This is a genomic window from Ochrobactrum sp. SSR (assembly GCF_030067775.1).
GTDB classification, from domain to species: domain Bacteria; phylum Pseudomonadota; class Alphaproteobacteria; order Rhizobiales; family Rhizobiaceae; genus Brucella; species Brucella teleogrylli.
On sequence record NZ_CP125970.1, the window covers coordinates 1,020,346 to 1,038,709 of the forward strand.

An 18,364-nucleotide genomic window follows, 5' to 3' on the forward strand; every position below is an offset into this window, starting at 1 on the left:
CAATCCTTTCTGTGGCTCTGCTACACCTGTTGTCTCAGCCATGCCGCCGGCGTTGTGCCGGTTTGCTTCTTGAAAACACGCGTGAAATGGGCCTGATCGGAAAACCCGACCAGCGCCGCAATATGCGGCAGCGGCGTGTGCGCCTGAAGCAGCAGCGCCTGCGCACGCGCGATGCGTCGCTCCATCTGCCAGCTATGGGGCGACACCCCCGTCGATGCCTTGAAGGCGCTGCAGAAATATGTTTCCGACAGACCAGCCAGATCGGCCAGTTCCTGCAAGCGGATGATGCGCGCGTAATTGTCCTCGATGAAATCTGTCACGCGCCGGAGCCGCCATGGTGACAGCCTGCTCGCGCCTGCACGCGGCTGCGCTTCCGCCCCGAACAGTTCCGCGACAAGCGCGTTGATCAGGCCTTCACCATAGAGATCGTGCAACGGCGCATTGGACAGGCACTCTTCCGCCAGAAGCCCGCCGATCTGCTCAATCCTGGCATTGGAAAACAAAAGGCGTGGACGCTCGACCGCAGCCCTGTCGAGCGCGCCACCAAAGCGCTGCTGCAGCGTGTTGATGTCGAGATGCAGATCAAGATGCTTGAGCTTACCCGGTCTCGCACTCTCGCTCCAGATCGTCATGCCCGCCGGAATATAGCAAAGACGCGAAGGGTTCGCGCCTTGCGCAACGGCACGCCCCTTGCTGCCGGGACGGATATCGAGCGCGCCCTGGCTTTCGCAGACGAGAAACAGGCGTGGCGCTTGCGAGACATATTCACCGCGCGCGCCGGGACCACATTCGACAGACCACACGTCGGCAATCGCGCCATTCCAGACGCGATAGTGAAGGTCGTCCAGCAAGGTGACGTCTTCGATCCGGCTTTTCATATGCGGATGGAAACCCAAATCTGCTTTCCTGAAATCTTAATCTAAAAGAGGTATAACTTACTCATGTTTTTGTGGCAACTTTCGAAAAGCTGCGTTATTGCAGGGAAAGCACTGCGCCAGAGGACGACGATTGATGACCAACTTGTTCGAACTTGAGAATGTCAGCTTTTCGGTTGCCGGGCGCACGCTGTTGCAGCCTTTGACCATGTCGATACCGGCAGGAAGTGTGACAGCCTTGATCGGACATAACGGTTCAGGCAAGTCGACACTGCTTAAAATACTTGCCCGCCAGCAGCCAGCGTCGGGAGGCACAATCCATTTTGCAGGCAAGCGCCTCGACCAATGGGGCGACCGCGAATTTGCACGCAAGCTTGCCTATCTGCCGCAGCAGACGGCATCCGCATCGGGCATGCTGGTCAAGGAACTGGTCGCGCTTGGCCGTTATCCGTGGCACGGCGCTCTGGGCCGCTTTGGTGATACCGACCGGGCGAAGGTGGAAGAGGCCATCGAACTGACCGGCATAGCACCTTTTGCGGACCGGCTTGTCGATACGCTTTCCGGCGGCGAACGCCAGCGCGTCTGGCTGGCCATGCTGGTGGCGCAGGATGCGCAATGCCTGCTTCTCGATGAGCCCACATCGGCGCTCGATATTGCCCATCAGCTGGAAGTTCTGTCGCTGGTACGCAAGCTGTCGCAGGAGAAGGAACTGAGCGTTTTCATCGTCCTACACGATGTGAACATGGCCGCCCGCTTCTGCGATTCCATCTTCGCGCTGCACAGTGGCCGCCTGATCGCCCAATCAACACCCGCCGGTGTGATGGAGCCCAATCAGCTTCGGGAGATTTACGGCGTGCCGATGGAAGTCATGCGCCACGCCGCGACCGGGCATCTGATTGCAGCTCCTTTGTAATTAAAACTGCTGACCTGCAAGATAGCGTTCCAATGTCTTGACCGTGCCATCCCGCCAGATTGCTTTCAGTGCAGAGCTGAACGCGGTGACATAGGCGGGATTGGCGGCAAGCGCTCCGAAAATATCATCCATGGAAAGCCACGCAGCCGGGTCGGCCTTGGCGCGCGCTGCCTGCTTGGTCAGGCGATCCCATGACGGATCATTCGGCTCGATAACAGCGCCGCTATCTGTGGTGCCATAGCAATAGCGGCACCAGAAAGCGGAAACGAGCGCAAGCCCGGTCACCGAATGGCCCTTCGCCACGCGGTCAGCAGCGGTGGGCAGAATGAATTTCGGCTGGCGGTTGGAGCCATCGAGACACAAGCGGCGGATGGTGTCGCCGATGCTTGGATTGGCGAAGCGCTTGTCGATCAACACGCGATAGGCTTCAAGATCGGTATCCGGCACGGGCGGCACTTCCGGGATGATCTCATCCTTGGTCAACTTCTCCAGATAGCGCCGGATCAGCGGATGCTCCATGGCCTCATGCACGAAATGAATGTCGAGCAAGCCGCCCGGATAGGCGATGGCCGCGTGGCCGCCATTCAGGATGCGGATTTTCATCAGTTCATAAGCGGCAACCTGATCGGTGAAGGTGACGCCGACTTTTTCCAGAGCCGGGCGTCCGGTCGGGAAATTATCCTCCATCACCCATTGCTTGAAAACTTCGCAGAAGACCGGCCAGCCGTCATCGACACCGAAATCCTTCGCGGCAATCTCGCGTTCGCGCGCGCCGGTGGCGGGCGTAATGCGATCCACCATCGAATTCGGGAAAGCGACATTGGCAGAAATCCAGTCGGCAAAGGCCGGGTCGCTCAGCTTGGCAAGCCCCGTCACGGCGTCTTCCGTCACATGCCCGTTGCCCGGAATGTTATCACAGGACATGACCGTGAAAGGCTGGACACCCGCCGCCTTGCGCAGTTTCAGCGCCTGAACGATCAGGCCGAACACGGTTTTCGGATGGTCCGGATGCGCGGCATCCGCCACGATATCCGGATGAGCCGGATCGAAGGTCTGGCTCGCCGGGTCGATATAATAGCCGCCCTCCGTGATCGTCATCGAAACGATGCGCGTATCGGCTGATGTCAGATAGGCCATCAGGGCCTTGCGCCCTTCCTCGGTCGAAATCGTCACATAATCGACCATCGATGCGGTGATGCGCGCGCCTGCATGATCGGCTTCCTGTTCCACAACGGTGGTCAGCCAGTCCTGGACTTTGAGCGTATCACGCATGGCATCGTCGCTACCACGCACACCGGCACCCACCAGCGCCCAGTCATGCCCCTCGCCGGTCGCAAACAGATCGTCCAGATAGACTGCCTGATGGGCGCGGTGAAAATTGCCGACGCCGAAATGCACGATACCCGGCTTCAACCCGGCAGGATCGTAGCCGGGCTTGTGCACCTTATCGAAGCTTTGAAGCGTTGCGCGCGATAGCTTGGTCATGACGGTATCCTCTATTCAATCGGGTACGAACTGGACTTTCATGGTCGCGGGATCGCCGCCATTTTTGGTGAAGAATGGCAGCATTTGCTCCAGCGGCAGCCGGTGGGAAATGAGCCGCGCCATAGAGCCACCGTTTGAAAAGTCCTGTTTCAATATGTCCAATGCCTGCGGAATGTTTCGGTTCAAAGAATGCGAACCGGCAATCCTGATCTGGCGACGGAAAATCTCGAAGGGTGCCACTGAAATTCGTGCGTCGGGCGCACAGACGCCAAATACCAGAACGGTTCCTCCATCGGCGGTGAAGCCGACCATGCTTTCGACCACCCCGGCTATGCCGGTGGCGTCGGCGACAAAATCAAAGCTGCGCTGGCGCCTGTCCAGCGCTTGCGAACCGGACACGACCGGCTCAAGCCCGAGGCTTTCAACGAAAGCCAGCCGGTGTTCATTGATGTCGGCGACCGCAACCTCGGACACGCCCTGCGCTTTCAGCGACAGGGCCAGCAACAGGCCGATTGGGCCTGCCCCGAAAACCAGCGCATTTTCAGTACCGTGCGGGCCAGTCTTCAAGCCTGCCGCGCCAAGCCCGTTCAGCACGCAGGCCAACGGTTCGGCAAGGGCCGCGATATCATAAGGCAGATCACCGATAGAATGGAGATGGCTGGCATTGACGAGGCTCATGCCAGCAAAGCCGCCATTATGGGTCACGCCATAAGCTTTCAGGTCGGAGCAGAGATTGGTCAGCCCCTTGAGGCAGGCGCGGCAGTGACCACAGGGAATATTCGGATCGACCGCAACGCGGTCGCCGACCTTCACATTGGTCACGTCTTCGGCGATGGCCATCACCCTGCCCGCATATTCATGCCCCGGCACCAGCGGAAAGGCACTCGACCCATAGCGGCCATGCAGGACATCAATGTCTGTGTGACAGAGGCCCGACGCCTTGACGTCGATCAGCGCGTGACCCGGCAGCAATGCCGGTTCCGGCAGATCGGCCATGCCTGCTTCGCCATGGCCGGTAAAATAGATCGCTTTCATTGCACTATCCCGGCCTCGCCTTACGCCATCCAGTTGCCGCCATCGACACCGAAGGTCTGGGCGAGAATATAGTCGCTGTCGGACGAGGCGAGGAACACCGCCATGCCGGTAATATCCTCCGGCGTCGCGAAGCGACCGATCGGCACCGACTTCGCCACGGCTGCTTTTTTCTCGCCCGGCTTCAGGCCCTCCCATTTGGCGAAATTCGCATCCACCACATCCCAATGTTCGCCATCGACCACCCCCGGCGCAATCGCATTGACGTTGATGCCATGCTTGACCAGAGCGAGAGCCGCCGACTGCGTGGCGGAGATGATTGCCGCCTTGGATGCGCAATAGAGCGTCACCAGCGCCTCACCACGGCGACCCGCCTGGCTCGCCATATTGATGATCTTGCCGCCGCGTCCGCGCTTGATCATCACATTCGAAACCGCCTTCATCATAAAAAGGGGGCCCTTGAGATTAATGCCCAAAACGCGTTCGTAGCTGTCCTCGGTCAGTTCATTGATCGGTGCCATGTCGAAGATTGCGGCATTGTTGACCAGAATATCGATGCCGCCATATTCGGCATCGATGGCGGCCACCACCTTGTCGATTGCGCCCAGATCGGTCACGTCCAGCCTCACCGCCTTCACGGATGGACCGATACCGCGCGCGGCTTCTTCCGCGCGCTCGATATTGATATCGGCAATGATGACCTTTGCACCCTCTTGCGCGTAGGCCGCCGCAAAGCCAAGCCCGATGCCACGCGCAGCGCCGGTGATGAGGGCAACCTTGTCTTTCAGTCTCATGGACTTTCTCCGATAATGTGATTGTTTTTCCTTACGCATTATCCGACGCAAAACCGCTTCGCGCTTTTGCTGGAAATGCTTCTTTAAAGATGCGTTTTCTTTTCAGACAGGATCAGCGGATGGCGGTCACGGCGCTGGAGCGACAGGCCATCGGGCGTAAAGAGATGCGCGTCGGCGGCATCAAAACCGAGCCGCGCCGTTTCATGCGCACGGGCCGTGCTGTTGCCGCCAGCTTCCGCCACGATCAGGCCGGAAGCGGCATCGTTTTGCACATAGAGATAAGTCTGGCCGCCAAGACGCTCGACCACCATGATCTCGCCTTCGAGAATGCCGTCATCCGCCGGATGCAGATGTTCCGGGCGAACGCCCAGCACAAGCGGCGCACCGGCGCTCACCCCTTCACCGGCAACCGGCACCTTGACCGAACGCCCATTGGCAAGCTGCACCGTCACGCCATCGCTATCGACGGCGCCCGCCTTGACCTCGATGAAATTCATGGTCGGCGATCCGATGAAACCCGCCACAAAGCGATTGACCGGGTGGTGATAAAGCTCCAGCGGTGAACCGACCTGTTCCAGCTTGCCATCGCGCAGCACGACGATCTTGTCGGCCAGCGTCATGGCTTCCACCTGATCATGCGTGACATAGATCATCGTCGCATTCAACCGGTCATGCAGGCGCGCCAATTCGATGCGCATCTGCACGCGCAGCGCCGCATCGAGATTGGACAGCGGTTCATCGAACAGGAAAATCTTCGGCTCGCGCACCATGGCGCGCCCAATGGCGACGCGCTGGCGCTGACCGCCCGAAAGCTGGCGCGGCTTGCGGTCCAGCAATTTGTCCAGCTGCAATGTCCTGGCAACACCTTCCACCTTGCGGTCACGCTCGGCCTTGCCCACACCTGCCAGCTTGAGCGCGAAACCCATATTGTCGCGCACATTCATATGCGGATAGAGCGCATAAGTCTGGAACACCATCGCAAGCCCGCGTTCATCCGGCGGCGTATCGTTGCACTGCTGCCCGTCGATCAAAAGATCGCCGCTGGTGATTTCTTCCAGCCCCGCAATCATCCGCAAAAGCGTGGATTTGCCCGAACCGGACGGCCCGACGAAGACCACGAATTCGCGGTCTTCGATGGCTAGGTCCACACCCTTGATGACATCGATATTGCCGAAGGACTTGGTGGCGTTATGAAAAGAAAGCGTAGCCATGGGGTTCCCTTTACTTCACGGCGCCGAAGGTGAGACCGCGCACCAGCTGGCGCTGCGTAACCCAACCGAAGACGAGGATCGGCGCGATGGCGAGCGTGGACGCTGCCGAGAGTTTTGCCCAGAAAAGCCCTTCCGGTGACGAGAAGGACGCGATGAATGCCGTGAGAGGCCCGGCCTGCGAGGCCGTGAGATTGAGGCTCCAGAAGGCTTCGTTCCAGCACAGGATGATGGAAAGAAGCGCCGTCGATGCAATGCCGGGCAGGCTTAGCGGCAGGAGCAGATAGCGTATCTGCTGGCCGACCTTCGCCCCGTCCATGCGGCTCGCCTCAAGGATTTCATGCGGCACTTCCTTGAAGAAGGAATAGAGCATCCAGACCACAATCGGCAGATTGGAAAGGGTGAAGATGATGATCAGACCGGTGCGCGTGTCGAGAAGCCCGGTATCGCGCGCCAGAAGATAGATCGGCACCAGAACACCCACCGCAGGCAGCATCTTGGTCGAGAGCATCCACAACAGCAGATCCTTGGTGCGTTTTCCCGGAAAGAATGCCGCCGCATATGCCGCCGGAACGGCGATCAGCAGCGACAGGATCGTCGCGCCAAGGCTCTCGATCACGCTGTTCATGGCGTAGCGGAAATAGTCGGCGCGCTGATTGACCGCCGCGAAATTTTCCAGCGTCGGCTCGAAGAACAACTTTGGCGGGGCCACCGCGTCGATCTCTGTCTTGAATGCCGCAAGCAGCATCCAGAGGATCGGGAAGAACATCAAAAGCGCCACGATCCAGCCGATAATCCCGGCGGAGAGCGCGGCTTTGTCGAACTTGCGTTTTGCAGCCATCGTTCGTCTCCCCTAATTATCCAGATTGCGCGCCACGGTTCGGATGAGGAACGCGGCAACGATATTGGCGAGGATGATGGCGACGACACCGGCAGCGGAAGCGCCACCGATATCCCACTGAAGGAGCGCCTTCAGATAGATGAAATAGGTCAGCGTCGTCGTGGCAATACCCGGTCCACCGGAGGTAGTGACGAGGATTTCCGCGAAGACCGACAGGAGAAAGATCGTCTCGATCATGATGACGACCGAGATCGGGCGCAGCAGATGCGGCAGGACGATATAAAAGAACATCACCGGCCCTTTGGCGCCATCAAGCCGCGCCGCTTCCATCTGCTCGCGGTCGAGCGACTGCATGGCGGTCATCAGGATAAGCGTCGCGAAAGGCACCCACTGCCAGGATACGATCATGATGATCGACGCCATTGGAAACTGTCCGAACCAGTCAATGACAGGCAGTCCGAGACTGCGCGAGATAAAGGCGAACAACCCGTTGACCGGGTGCATCAGAAGGTTTTTCCAGATCAGCGCCGACACCGTCGGCATGACGAAGAACGGCGCAATGACCAGAAGTCGCGCAATGTTCTTGCCCCAGAAATCCTGATCGAAAATCACCGCAAACAAAACACCCAGCACCACCGAAATGGCCAGAACCGAGCCCAACAGAATGAGCGTCTTCGTGATGGCCGACCAGAGCCCCGGATCGGACAGCAGGAACTTGTAATTCGAGAAACCGGCAAAACCGGTCACGAAGGGATTGATGAGATTGTAATACTGAAACGAGAACCAGAGCGTCATCGCCAGTGGAACGATCATCCATAGCAAGAGCAGGATGACGGCGGGTGCAAGCAGAGGTCCGGTGCGGACGCTGCGGCGCGATTTTGCGGCAAAGCGCGATTTGGTGCCTGTGGCCAAGGCCGGGTTTGCTGGCATGTCTGACGTTCCTCCCCTTCCCGCTTCAACATCCACCGCGCCCGAAAAGGTGCGGCGGATCGCGCGAAAATCGAGCCTGCTGCTCTCACTCAGGAGCGCAGCAGGCTGATGGTAACCGGATTACTTGATGTAACCGGACTGCGTCATGATCTGTTCGGCCTGCTTCTGTGCGCCATCGAGCGCCGCATCGACGCTTTGCTGACCGGCGACAGCCGAAGAGATTGCCTGACCGACAATGGTGCCGATCGCCTGGAATTCAGGGATCGCCACGAACTGGATGCCGGTATAGGGGACCGGGTCCTTGGTCGGCTTGGTCGGGTCGGCCGATTCAATCGCCTTGAGAACCGTCTCGGCGAAAGGCGCGGCCTTCTTGTACTCTTCATTGGCGTAGGTCGACTGACGCGTACCCGGCGGAACGGCAACCCAGCCTTCCGACTTGCCGACCAGTTCGACGTAGCCCTTCGAGGTCGCCCATTTCAGGAACGACTTTGCGGCTTCCGCCTTCTTGGTCGATGCCGGGATGGCGAGGTTCCACGACCAGGCCCAGGACGAGCCATTCGGCGTCACTTCGACAGGCGCCTTGGTGAAGGCCACCTTGTCGGCAACCTGGCTCTGCTTCGGATCGTAAATGCGGCCCGCAGCTGAGGTGGCGTCGATCCACATGGCGCAATGGCCGGTGGAGAACAGCGCCTGATTTTCATTGAAGCCGTTCGAGGTGATTCCGGGAGGGCCTGCTTCCTTCATCAGATCGACGTAGTAGTTGATGGCCTTTTTCCAGGTATCGGAGCTCATCTGCGGCTTCCAGCTCTCATCGAACCAGCTGCCGCCAAATGTGTTCACCAGGGTGGAAAGATAGGCCATGTTTTCGCCCCAGCCCGGCTTGCCGCGCAGGCAAAGACCGTACTGTTCTTTCGATTTGTCGGTGAGCTTGGTCGCGAATTCCTTGATCTCGGCATAGGTCGGCGCATCCGGCATTTTCAGGCCAGCGGCTTCGAACAGATCCTTTCGATAAAGGGTGAACGAGCTTTCCGCGTAAAACGGCACGGCATAAAGCTTGCCATCGACCGTCAGACCGGCGCGCACCGGCTTGATAAGATCGTCATAGTCGTAATCGTCGCCCAGATCATCGACCGCAAGAAGCCATCCGGCCTTGCCCCAGATCGGGGTTTCATAACCGCCGATGGTCATGATGTCGAACTGGCCGCTCTTGGTTGCGATGTCCGTCGTGACACGCTGGCGCAGCACGTTTTCTTCGAGCACCACCCAGTTGAGCTTGTTGCCGGTGGCCTTTTCCCACTCCGGCGAAAGCTTCTGCATGATGATCATATCGGCATTGTTGACCGTTGCGATCGTGAGCTCCTCCGCCCACGCCGAACCCGAAAACATTGCGACGCCAGCGGCAGACGCAATAAGCCCTGTCACATAAGTTTTGGTCCGCATTTCGTCTCCTCCTTTACGAATGCATAGCAAAATTCTTACATATGTAAAATTTATGGCGCGGCTCTCCGTAGCTTGTCAAGCACGGTTTTTGATTTTGATTTGCGCGCTGAAAAGACCATTCATTCGATTGTTTTCCTGGCCGAAACAACGGATTTTTCACCGCGCGATCTGACCCCGCGATTATCTTAGCACATTCAAATATGCGCTGCATCGTTCCAGATGTTCGTCATTGTTCGCTTGACCTTTGCTTCAGCCTTTGACAGTTTGACTTGGGCCCGCCGCGAAAAATTTCATGGCGGGTCTGGTTGGAGGAACATCCTGAAATTATTGGAAAACAAGCTGCAGACGATGTGTCGCGCATCTATGGGCCAGCGCATCTGGACCCGACCGATAGCAGGAGAATGTGAGCTGTCACTGCAAGAAATTGCAGCGGGCAGCTGACGGACAGGACAGAGAAACGTGCGCAAAACCATACGCACCATGGAAGACTTTTCGGAATTCGTCGGGCTGTCGCGCCCCACAGTTTCCAAATATTTCAACGACCCATCATCCGTCCGCCCGAAGACCCGCGAGATCATCGAAGCGGCCGTCAAGCAGTCCGGCTTTCGTCCCAATCTTTTCGCGGTGAACCTTAATCGTCGTCGCACGACAATTTTGGGAATCATCATTCCCAACCAGCTCGATCATTTCTACATGGCGATGACCCGCAGGCTGCAAACGCTGGCCGAGCAACGGGGTTATCTGACTGTCGTTCTGTCGTCGGATGGCAAGCCGGAACTGGAAAAGCGCGCGATTGAAACGCTTCGCTCGCTCAATGTCGCGGGCGCCATCATCGCACCGCTTGGCGAACAGTCGCAGCATTCCGCGCTGGCGCGTCTCGCCGACGACGTCCCCATCGTCTATGTGGATTCGCCGCTCGACAGCACCACGCCTTTCGTCGGCACCGACAACCAGAAATCCTTCCACCTGATCGTCGATTATCTCTGCCGTTCTGGCAGCGAGCCTTGCTATTTCTCGATGCCGATTGTGAACAACAACGCTCTCAAACGGCGCGAAGCCTATACGACGGCAATGGAAAAGCTCGGTCACGAGCCACGCATCATCGAACTGGAACCGAGCCGCAGCTGGGATTTCGAACAATATGCCTTTGAACAGACGGCGCGCATCATGCGCGAGAAGGCAAGTTTTCCGACCTCGACGGTGCTCTGCTCCAACGACCGCATCGCCTTTGGCGTTACGGGCGCGCTCTGGCAGGCGGGACTGAAAATCGGCAGGCTCAAGGATTGCGATATCCGCGTGGCCGGTCACGACAACAATCCGCTGTCGGAATATACCTGCCCGCCGCTCACTACGGTCGCACAGGATTATAACGAAATCGGCAGGCTGGCGATTGAGCTTCTGTTCCGTACATTGGGCGAAGATTCCGAAGATCGGCTCGAACTGCCCGAAAGCAACCGCATCCTGCTGAATGCTGAGATCAAGCTGAGAATGTCAGCTTGAATACGCAATTATCGGCAGCAATCACGCCGAACTGCGCATGATCAGATGGCTGTCGAGATAGCGAATATCCTCGCCGGTCGCGCTGCTGCTGTCCTGCTCATTGATGCGTGAAAACAGCATATCCAGACCAAGCTGCGCGATCTGGCGGTAATCCTGGGCAACCGTCGTCAGAGGCGGGCAGGTGAAGCGGCTCAGTGGGTGATCGTCGTGACCGGCGACACGCAGATCGCTGCCTTCCTCTCGCCCGACATGACGCCTGCGTTCAAAAGCTGCCGAAATCACGCCGAAGGCCAGACGATCATTGGCGCAGAGAACCGTGCGCGTCGGGAAACCGCCGCGGTCGAGAATACGCCCCGCCTCCTGATAGCCGAGCTCCTCGAAACTCCAGTTTTTCGGGGTCATCGGCAAAACGATGGGCTCGATACCGAGCCTTTCCATCGTGGCGATATAGGCTGCGCGGCGCTCCAGCGCGTTCTGGTTGACGGCAGGCATTTCCAGAAAACAGGGATGCTCGCCGGTCCTGCATAGATATTCGGTAATGTTGCCGATGCTGACGCGGTTGTCGGTGCCGACAAAGGGCTGGTCCTCGCCGATACGGCTATCCAGAAACACCACCGGCATCGAATCGGAAAGGCTGGACAGAAGCTTGGTGTCGGTTTCAAAACCGAGCGGCGCCATCAGGACACCGGCGATCTTAAGCGACATCAGCGAGCGCATGGCGCGTGCTTCAAGCTTGCGCTCGCCATGCGACGACAGAACGATGGTCCAATAACCTTCCGCAAGGCATCGCAATTCGATCTGGCGAATGATTTCGGCATAGAACGGATCGGAAATATGCGGAACGATGACGCCGATATTCTTCGGCTTCTTGCGGTTGAGGCTGACGGCGAAAATATTGGGCTGATAGTTGTAATCCTTCAGCGCCTTTTCGATGCGGGCGCGCGTGGAAGGCTTTACGCTTTCCGGATTATCGAAATATTTCGAGACCGTAGGACGCGACAAGCCGCTTGCCACGGCGAACTCCTCCATCGTCCTGATCTTGTTTTCAGCCATGCTCCGCTTTCCTCGGGCCAGTCCCGATCGGCGCCCACTCCACGCCTCAAGATTTTTCCATGCGTAAATTTATTTTTTCACAGAAGCAACCTGAATTTCACCGGTGCCAGCCCTTATTACCGCAGAAAATGCTGATATAAGGCAACACAACTGTTTTTCCCGCCGCTATTCGGGCGAAATTAAATCGTTATAATTTTTACACGTGAAAAATTATATATTGACACGTTGAACAAGCTCCATCATGTCTAATGAAGCTCGATAATGGGCTGAAGGCACCTGCCCTTCCGGGAGATTTGAAGACCGACGCAAAGTGCTGCGGTCCGATGAACCAGCAGGTAAGTCATCGTTCATGTCCCTGTTAGAAGGACAGCCCGGCAGACGCCGGTTCATACGGAGGAAATCATGTTTCGCACTTCTCTCGGCCGCATTCTCTTTTCCGGCGTCGCTCTGGCCATGATGGCGGGTTCTGCCTCTGCCGAAGGCGTTGGCGCATCGCTTCTCACCCAGCAGCATCCGTTCTACATCTCGCTCGCTGACGCGATGAAGAAGGAAGCGCAGGCAGAAAACGTGCCGCTCGAAATTTCTATCGCCAATCAGGACCTGAGCAAGCAGCTCGCCGATGTGGAAGATTTCATCACCAAGGGCGTCGATGTCATCATCATTTCGCCGGTTGACAGCAAGGGCGTGCGCTCGGCCATCAACAAGGCTGAAAAGGCTGGCATCAAGGTCATCACGGTCGATGTGCCTGCCAACAATGTGGACGTGACCTCCTTCGTCGGCACCGACAACTTTGCCGGTGGCGAACGCGCTGCCGAACTGATGGCCAAGACCATCGGCGAAAAGGGCAATGTCGCCGTCATCGATTACCCGACGGTTCAGTCAGTTGTTGACCGCGTTGAAGGCTTCAAGAAGGGCATCGCCAAGTATCCCGACATCAAAATCGTGGCGATCCAGCCGGGCATCACCCGTCCGGAAGCACTGGCGACCGCGCAGAACATCTTGCAGGCCAACCCGGATATCGTCGGCATCTTCGGCTTCGGCGATGATGCTGCACTTGCCGCCGCATCGGCTGTGAAAGCCGCCAAGCTTGAAAATCAGGTCAAGGTGATCGGCTTTGACGGCATGGAAGAAGCCCGCAACGCCGTGAAAAACGACCCGATCATGGTCGGCGTGATCGCGCAATATCCAGACCAAATGGGCAAGGTTGCGGTTGAAACCGCCGCCAAGGTCATCAAGGGCGAGAGCGTTCCGGCCAAGCAGCCAATCGTTCCGGGCGTCGTCACCAAGGACGGCGAAACCAAGTAAGACCGCGTGAAGCAGCGACACTCCTCCCAGTCGCTGTTTCCTTTTTGCGGTGGCGGCCCGGAAAGCCTCCCCTTTCCGGGCCGCCACCGCATCCCTTTAGACAGCACGGCTGTGCGGACCCGGCCATATCCGGTTCGTGGCAGACTGCAGCAAACGGAGCGTGGAGGCCTCAAAAGTGACAGATCCTGTGACAGCAACCCAATCCGAACAGAAGACGGCAGCGGATACGGTTCTGGAAATTCGCGATGTTGCGAAGTCATTCGGCCCGGTCATCGCGCTGAAGCGCATGAACCTGACCGTGCGGCGCGGGCGCGTGCATACGCTGCTCGGTGAAAACGGTGCTGGCAAATCCACGCTGATGAAGATTCTGGCTGGCGTGTTCAAGCCGACCTCGGGCACGATTTTGCTCAAAGACGCGGCCTATGCGCCGAAGAACCCGCGCGATGCACGCGCCAGCGGGATCGCCATCGTCTTTCAGGAATTGAGCCTCTCCCGCAACCTGACCGTTGCCGAGAATATTTTCGCGAACCACGAGCCGAGCCGCTTCGGCTTCATCCGCGAGCGCGAGCTGAACGCGGAAGCGACCAGACTCGTTGCCGATCTCGGACTTCCGGTCGATCCGCGCGCCAAGGTCGGCGATCTTTCGATTGCCCAGCGTCAGCTCGTCGAAATCGCCAAGGGCTTGAGCCAGCCTGCCGATGTCGTCATTCTGGACGAGCCGACTTCATCGCTGTCCGACAGCGAGGCGGAAATCCTGTTTTCAATCATCGAGCGCCTGAAGGCCAAGGGCACTGCCGTCATCTATATCTCGCACCGCATGGAAGAAATCATGCGGCTTTCCGACGACATTACGGTTGTTCGCGATGGCGAATATGTCACGACCACCGAAAAGAGCGAGACCAGCATCGAGCGCCTGATCGCGCTCATGGTCGGTCGCGAGATGAACGACATTTACCCGCCGCGTGAAGCGCCGCGCCCTTCGGACGCCGTTCCGCCGATTCTCGCGACAAAGAACCTGTCCGTACCGGGCAAGTTCCACGAGGTCTCCATCGATGTGAAGCCCGGCGAAGTCCTTGGGCTTTTCGGACTGGTCGGTTCTGGCCGTTCGGATGTAATGAAGGCGCTGTTCGGGATGCTGCGGCCAACGGGCGAAATCAGGCTCGAAGGCGAAGCCATCACGCTTGCCTCGCCGACCGATGCCATTCGCCACGGCATTGCCTTCGTGACCGAGAACCGCAAGGAAGAAGGCCTTGTTCTTCCGCATAGCGTCGAGCGCAACATCAATATGGTGGGGCTCGGCCAGCTGGCGGGGCCTTTCGGCCTGATGCGTTCCAGCGCGGAACGCTCCGCCGCCAAGGCGGAAGTGCTGCGCCTTGCCATCAAGACCGCTTCCATCGACACGGTTGCCGGATCGCTCAGCGGCGGCAACCAGCAGAAGATCGTGCTGGCGAAGTGGCTGCAGACAAAGCCGCGCATCCTCATTCTCGACGAACCGACACGCGGTGTCGATGTCGGCGCGAAATTCGAAATCTATCGCATCATCCGTGAACTTGCCGCCAATGGCGCGGCGATTCTGATGGTTTCCTCCGAACTGCCGGAAGTGCTGGGCCTCAGCGACCGGGTGGTCATCATGCATAACAAGCATGTCGCCGCCATTGTCGATGCCGATGGCCTTACGCCCGAAACCGTCATGAGCTACGCAGCAGGAATGCACCTATGAGCAACGCCCAAAATATCCAGAAGAAAGCCGTGGACGCAGAAGTCCGCCGTTCGCTTTTCTCCTCCCCGCTGGTTCGCCAATATGGCGGCATCATTGTTTCGCTGGCCGTGCTTTGCGTGGTCTTCGCTGTGTTGAACCCGCGCTTTCTGGCTTTCAACAACTTCATGAACATCATGCAGCAGGTGGCGGTGATTGCCGTTGCCGCCTATGGCATGACCTATGTGATCCTGCTCGGTGAGATCGACCTTTCGATTGGCTCCATCATCGCCGTTTCCGGAATGGTGGCGGCGCAAGCCTTCTCCATGGGGTTCGGCTTTGTGCCAACCGTGGTTTTCACCCTTGCGGCGGGCGCCATCATGGGCGGCCTGAACGGAGTGCTTTCGGCAAAGCTGATGCTGCCCTCCTTCATCGTGACGGTCGCGACAATGGGCATCTATCGCGGCATGGTCAGCCTGCCGACCAATGGCGCGCCGGAAATCATCGAAAACGATACCTGGCTCGCCATCGGGTCGGAAAACTGGCTCGGCCTGCCGATCATCATTTGGATTGTCGGCGTCCTGTTCATTTTCAACTATATCCTGCTGTCGAAGACTGTGTTCGGTCGCCGCATCTATCTGTCGGGCGGCAACAAGGAAGCGGCGATTTATTCGGGCATCCGCGTCGACCGCATCAAGATCATCGTCTTCATGCTCTCCGGCGTCATGGCTGCGATCAGCGGCATTCTGCTCTCGTCGCGCCTGTCCTCGGCGCAGACTAATGCGGGCATGGGCTACGAACTCGACGCCATTGCGGCGGTCGTGCTGGGCGGCACCTCGCTTGCGGGCGGCGTCGGCACCATGGTCGGCACCATTCTCGGCGCGCTCATCATCGGCGTTATCAATAACGGCATGAACATGCTGTCTGTGCCTTATTTCTATCAGCTCATCGTCAAGGGCGTGGTCATTCTGGTCGCGGTCTGGCTCGATGTGCGCTCGAAATCCGTACGGACGTAATCGGTGCAGCATATGAAAAAGATCATCACTATCGGCGAAATCGTCGTCGAGATCATGGCCGTGGAAACCGGCAACGGTTTCAAATCCGCCATCCCGTTGATCGGCCCGTTCGCCTCCGGCGCGCCCGCGATCTTCATCGATCAGGCGGCCAAGATGGGCCAGCCTTGCGGCATGGTCAGCGCGGTCGGCAATGACGATTTCGGCGCGCTCAATGTCGAGCGCCTGCAAAACGACGGCGTGGATGTATCGGCCATCGGCGTGCATCCGACAGCCGCTACCGGCAGCGCCTTCGTGCGCTATCGCCCTGATGGCAATCGCGACTTCATCTTCAACATCAAGCACAGCGCATGCAGCGCGATTGGCCTGACACCAGAAGCTGAAACGCTGATCGAGACCGCCGATCATCTGCATATCATGGGTTCGGCCCTGTTCTCCGATGGCATCGTCTCGGCGATCCACGAGGCGACAATCCGCATCAAGGCGAAGGGCGGCACAGTGTCCTTCGACCCGAATATCCGCAAGGAAATGCTGGAATTGCCGGGCATGCGTCAGGCGCTGGCCCATGCTCTGGAAAACACCGACCTGTTCATGCCGAGCGGCCCGGAAATTTTCCTCTTCACCAAGGCGACCGAGGAAAAGGCAGCTGTGGAAGAGTTGCTGGCGCGGGGTGTCAAGGCCGTTGTGGTCAAGCGCGGCGCGGAAGGCGCCAGCTATTTCGACCAGTCCGGCGAAGTTTTCGCGCCTGCTTTCAAGGTCGATGAAATCGACCCAACCGGCGCGGGCGACAGTTTTGGCGCGGCATTCGTAACCTGCTGGCTGCGCGACATGGCCCCGAAGGAAGCTCTTGTCATCGCCAACGCCACCGGCGCACGCGCCGTCGGCGTCAAGGGACCGATGGAAGGCACCTCGACCATGGCTGAAATTGTTGCCTTTCTGCAGAAAAACGGAGTTCCAGCATGAGCGGCACGAACGTTCTGAGCGCACTTCCCGCCCGTTATGCAAGCGGCGTTCGCGGTGGCATCACGTCGATCTGTTCTGCGCATCCGCTGGTGATCGAAGCAGCCCTCCTCGAAGGCATCGCGACCGAGACCGACGTGCTGATCGAGGCCACCTGCAATCAGGTCAATCAGGATGGCGGCTATACGGGCATGACGCCTGCCGACTTCCGCCGCTTCGTGGAAGACATCGCCGCGCGCGTCGGCTTCGACACCAAGCGGCTTATTCTGGGCGGCGACCATCTCGGCCCCAACCCGTGGAAACATCTGCCAGCCGAAGAAGCCCTTGCGAAGTCGGATGTCATGATCGACGCCTTCGTGCGCGCAGGCTTCACCAAAATCCATCTCGATACGTCGATGGGCTGCGCTGGCGAGCCAGTCGCGCTGCCTGATACCGTCACCGCCGAGCGCGCTGCGCGTCTCGCCAAGGTTTCCGAAACGGCGGCCCGCGAAGCCGGATACGACCTGCCGGTCTATATCATCGGCACGGAAGTCCCGATTCCCGGTGGTGCGATGGAAGAAATCGAAGAGCTGGAGCTGACCAAGCCGGGCGCTGCCGTCGAAACCGTCGCCATTCACCGCAAAGCTTTTGCAGCACTCGGACTGGAAGACGCCTTTGCCCGCGCCATCGGCGTTGTGGTGCAGCCGGGTGTCGAATTCGGCAATGAGAATGTCGTCTTCTACAACAGCGAAAAAGCGACGGCTTTAAGCGCTGTTCTGAGCGAAATGCCGCAATTCGTGTTCGAAGCCCATTCGACCGATTACCAGCCGGTGGAAGCGCTTTCCGATCTCGTGCACGACGGTTTCGCTATTCTGAAAGTCGGCCCCGGCCTGACTTTTGCACTGCGCGAGGCTCTTTATGGTCTCGACCAGATTGCGGCATTCCTCGACAAGCTGCCGTATGAAGAAACCCTGCGCGGCAAGATGGAAGCGCTACTTCTGGCCGAGCCGAAGAACTGGGAAAAATATTACCACGGCGACGCGGAAGAGCTGCGGCTGCAACGCCATTTCTCCTATAGCGACCGCATTCGCTATTACTGGCCGCACCCGGTGGCAACCGCCGCCGTCGATTCGCTTTTGAAGCGCCTGGAAGGTCGCAAGATACCCGAAACGCTGATCAGCCAATATCTCGGCACGCTTTATCCGGCTGTCGCCTCGGGTGCGGTCGAAGCCACGCCGCATGCGCTGATGGTCGAAGCCGTCCGCAATGTCGTACGCACTTACGGCAAGGCTGTCGCCTAATTCTCGGAACAGCTTGCGCCTTGCGGCGCAAGCTGTTGG

General features: G+C 58.5%; 16 protein-coding genes. 7 read left to right on the forward strand and 9 right to left on the reverse strand.

Annotated features, from left to right (window positions below; genetic code table 11):
• Positions 1-20: 20 nt before the first annotated feature.
• On the reverse strand, positions 21-896 hold the full coding sequence (locus tag QLQ11_RS16250; protein WP_109366953.1) for an AraC family transcriptional regulator: 876 nt from the start codon (positions 894-896) through the stop codon (positions 21-23).
• Positions 897-1,011: 115 nt separating this feature from the next.
• Here QLQ11_RS16250 and QLQ11_RS16255 point away from each other — a divergent pair, with 115 nt between their 5' ends.
• Entirely contained in the window at positions 1,012-1,788 is a 777-nt protein-coding gene (locus QLQ11_RS16255) for an ATP-binding cassette domain-containing protein (RefSeq protein WP_109366952.1), read from the forward strand.
• Here the strand turns inward: QLQ11_RS16255 and QLQ11_RS16260 are convergent, their stop codons facing one another.
• From QLQ11_RS16260 to QLQ11_RS16290, 7 genes are all read right to left on the reverse strand, one after another.
• A complete protein-coding gene (locus tag QLQ11_RS16260) occupies positions 1,789-3,273 on the reverse strand; it encodes a mannitol dehydrogenase family protein (protein WP_283736225.1) in 1,485 nt (494 codons plus the stop codon).
• Positions 3,274-3,288: 15 nt separating this feature from the next.
• A complete protein-coding gene (locus QLQ11_RS16265; protein WP_109366950.1) occupies positions 3,289-4,308 on the reverse strand; it encodes a zinc-dependent alcohol dehydrogenase family protein in 1,020 nt (339 codons plus the stop codon).
• Between the two features lie 20 nt (positions 4,309-4,328).
• Entirely contained in the window at positions 4,329-5,099 is a 771-nt protein-coding gene (locus QLQ11_RS16270) for an L-iditol 2-dehydrogenase (protein WP_109366949.1), read from the reverse strand.
• Positions 5,100-5,182: 83 nt separating this feature from the next.
• On the reverse strand, positions 5,183-6,310 hold the full coding sequence (locus QLQ11_RS16275; RefSeq protein ID WP_109366948.1) for an ABC transporter ATP-binding protein: 1,128 nt from the start codon (positions 6,308-6,310) through the stop codon (positions 5,183-5,185).
• A gap of 10 nt (positions 6,311-6,320) precedes the next feature.
• Complete coding sequence (locus QLQ11_RS16280) at positions 6,321-7,148, reverse strand: carbohydrate ABC transporter permease (protein WP_109366947.1); 828 nt, start codon at positions 7,146-7,148, stop codon at positions 6,321-6,323.
• A gap of 12 nt (positions 7,149-7,160) precedes the next feature.
• Positions 7,161-8,078: a carbohydrate ABC transporter permease gene (locus QLQ11_RS16285; protein WP_109366946.1), complete on the reverse strand. Its 918-nt coding sequence runs from the start codon at positions 8,076-8,078 to the stop codon at positions 7,161-7,163.
• A 120-nt stretch (positions 8,079-8,198) separates the two neighbouring features.
• Positions 8,199-9,518: a sugar ABC transporter substrate-binding protein gene (locus QLQ11_RS16290; RefSeq protein WP_167836167.1), complete on the reverse strand. Its 1,320-nt coding sequence runs from the start codon at positions 9,516-9,518 to the stop codon at positions 8,199-8,201.
• A gap of 480 nt (positions 9,519-9,998) precedes the next feature.
• On the opposite strand from QLQ11_RS16290, the gene QLQ11_RS16295 reads away from it, so the two are divergent.
• Positions 9,999-11,018, forward strand: a complete 1,020-nt coding sequence (locus QLQ11_RS16295; protein ID WP_109366945.1) for a LacI family DNA-binding transcriptional regulator — start codon at positions 9,999-10,001, stop codon at positions 11,016-11,018.
• 21 nt (positions 11,019-11,039) lie between these two features.
• Here the strand turns inward: QLQ11_RS16295 and QLQ11_RS16300 are convergent, their stop codons facing one another.
• Positions 11,040-12,071, reverse strand: coding sequence for a LacI family DNA-binding transcriptional regulator (locus tag QLQ11_RS16300; protein ID WP_109366944.1), 1,032 nt, complete (start codon positions 12,069-12,071; stop codon positions 11,040-11,042).
• 402 nt (positions 12,072-12,473) lie between these two features.
• On the opposite strand from QLQ11_RS16300, the gene QLQ11_RS16305 reads away from it, so the two are divergent.
• From QLQ11_RS16305 to QLQ11_RS16325, 5 genes are all read left to right on the forward strand, one after another.
• A complete protein-coding gene (locus QLQ11_RS16305; RefSeq protein WP_109366943.1) occupies positions 12,474-13,376 on the forward strand; it encodes a substrate-binding domain-containing protein in 903 nt (300 codons plus the stop codon).
• Positions 13,377-13,551: 175 nt separating this feature from the next.
• A complete protein-coding gene (locus QLQ11_RS16310; protein WP_109366942.1) occupies positions 13,552-15,096 on the forward strand; it encodes a sugar ABC transporter ATP-binding protein in 1,545 nt (514 codons plus the stop codon).
• Positions 15,093-16,088 (forward strand): ABC transporter permease, encoded by a 996-nt coding sequence (locus tag QLQ11_RS16315; protein ID WP_167836168.1) that lies wholly within the window; start codon positions 15,093-15,095, stop codon positions 16,086-16,088. The genes QLQ11_RS16310 and QLQ11_RS16315 overlap by 4 nt, the downstream gene beginning before the upstream one ends.
• Positions 16,089-16,100: 12 nt before the next feature.
• Positions 16,101-17,048, forward strand: coding sequence for a sugar kinase (locus tag QLQ11_RS16320; RefSeq protein ID WP_109366941.1), 948 nt, complete (start codon positions 16,101-16,103; stop codon positions 17,046-17,048).
• The gene (locus QLQ11_RS16325) at positions 17,045-18,325 is read left to right on the forward strand and encodes a D-tagatose-bisphosphate aldolase, class II, non-catalytic subunit (RefSeq protein ID WP_109366940.1); all 1,281 of its coding nucleotides are present in this window, start codon (positions 17,045-17,047) and stop codon (positions 18,323-18,325) included. Before QLQ11_RS16320 ends, QLQ11_RS16325 begins: the two co-directional genes overlap by 4 nt.
• The last annotated feature ends 39 nt before the right edge of the window (positions 18,326-18,364 follow it).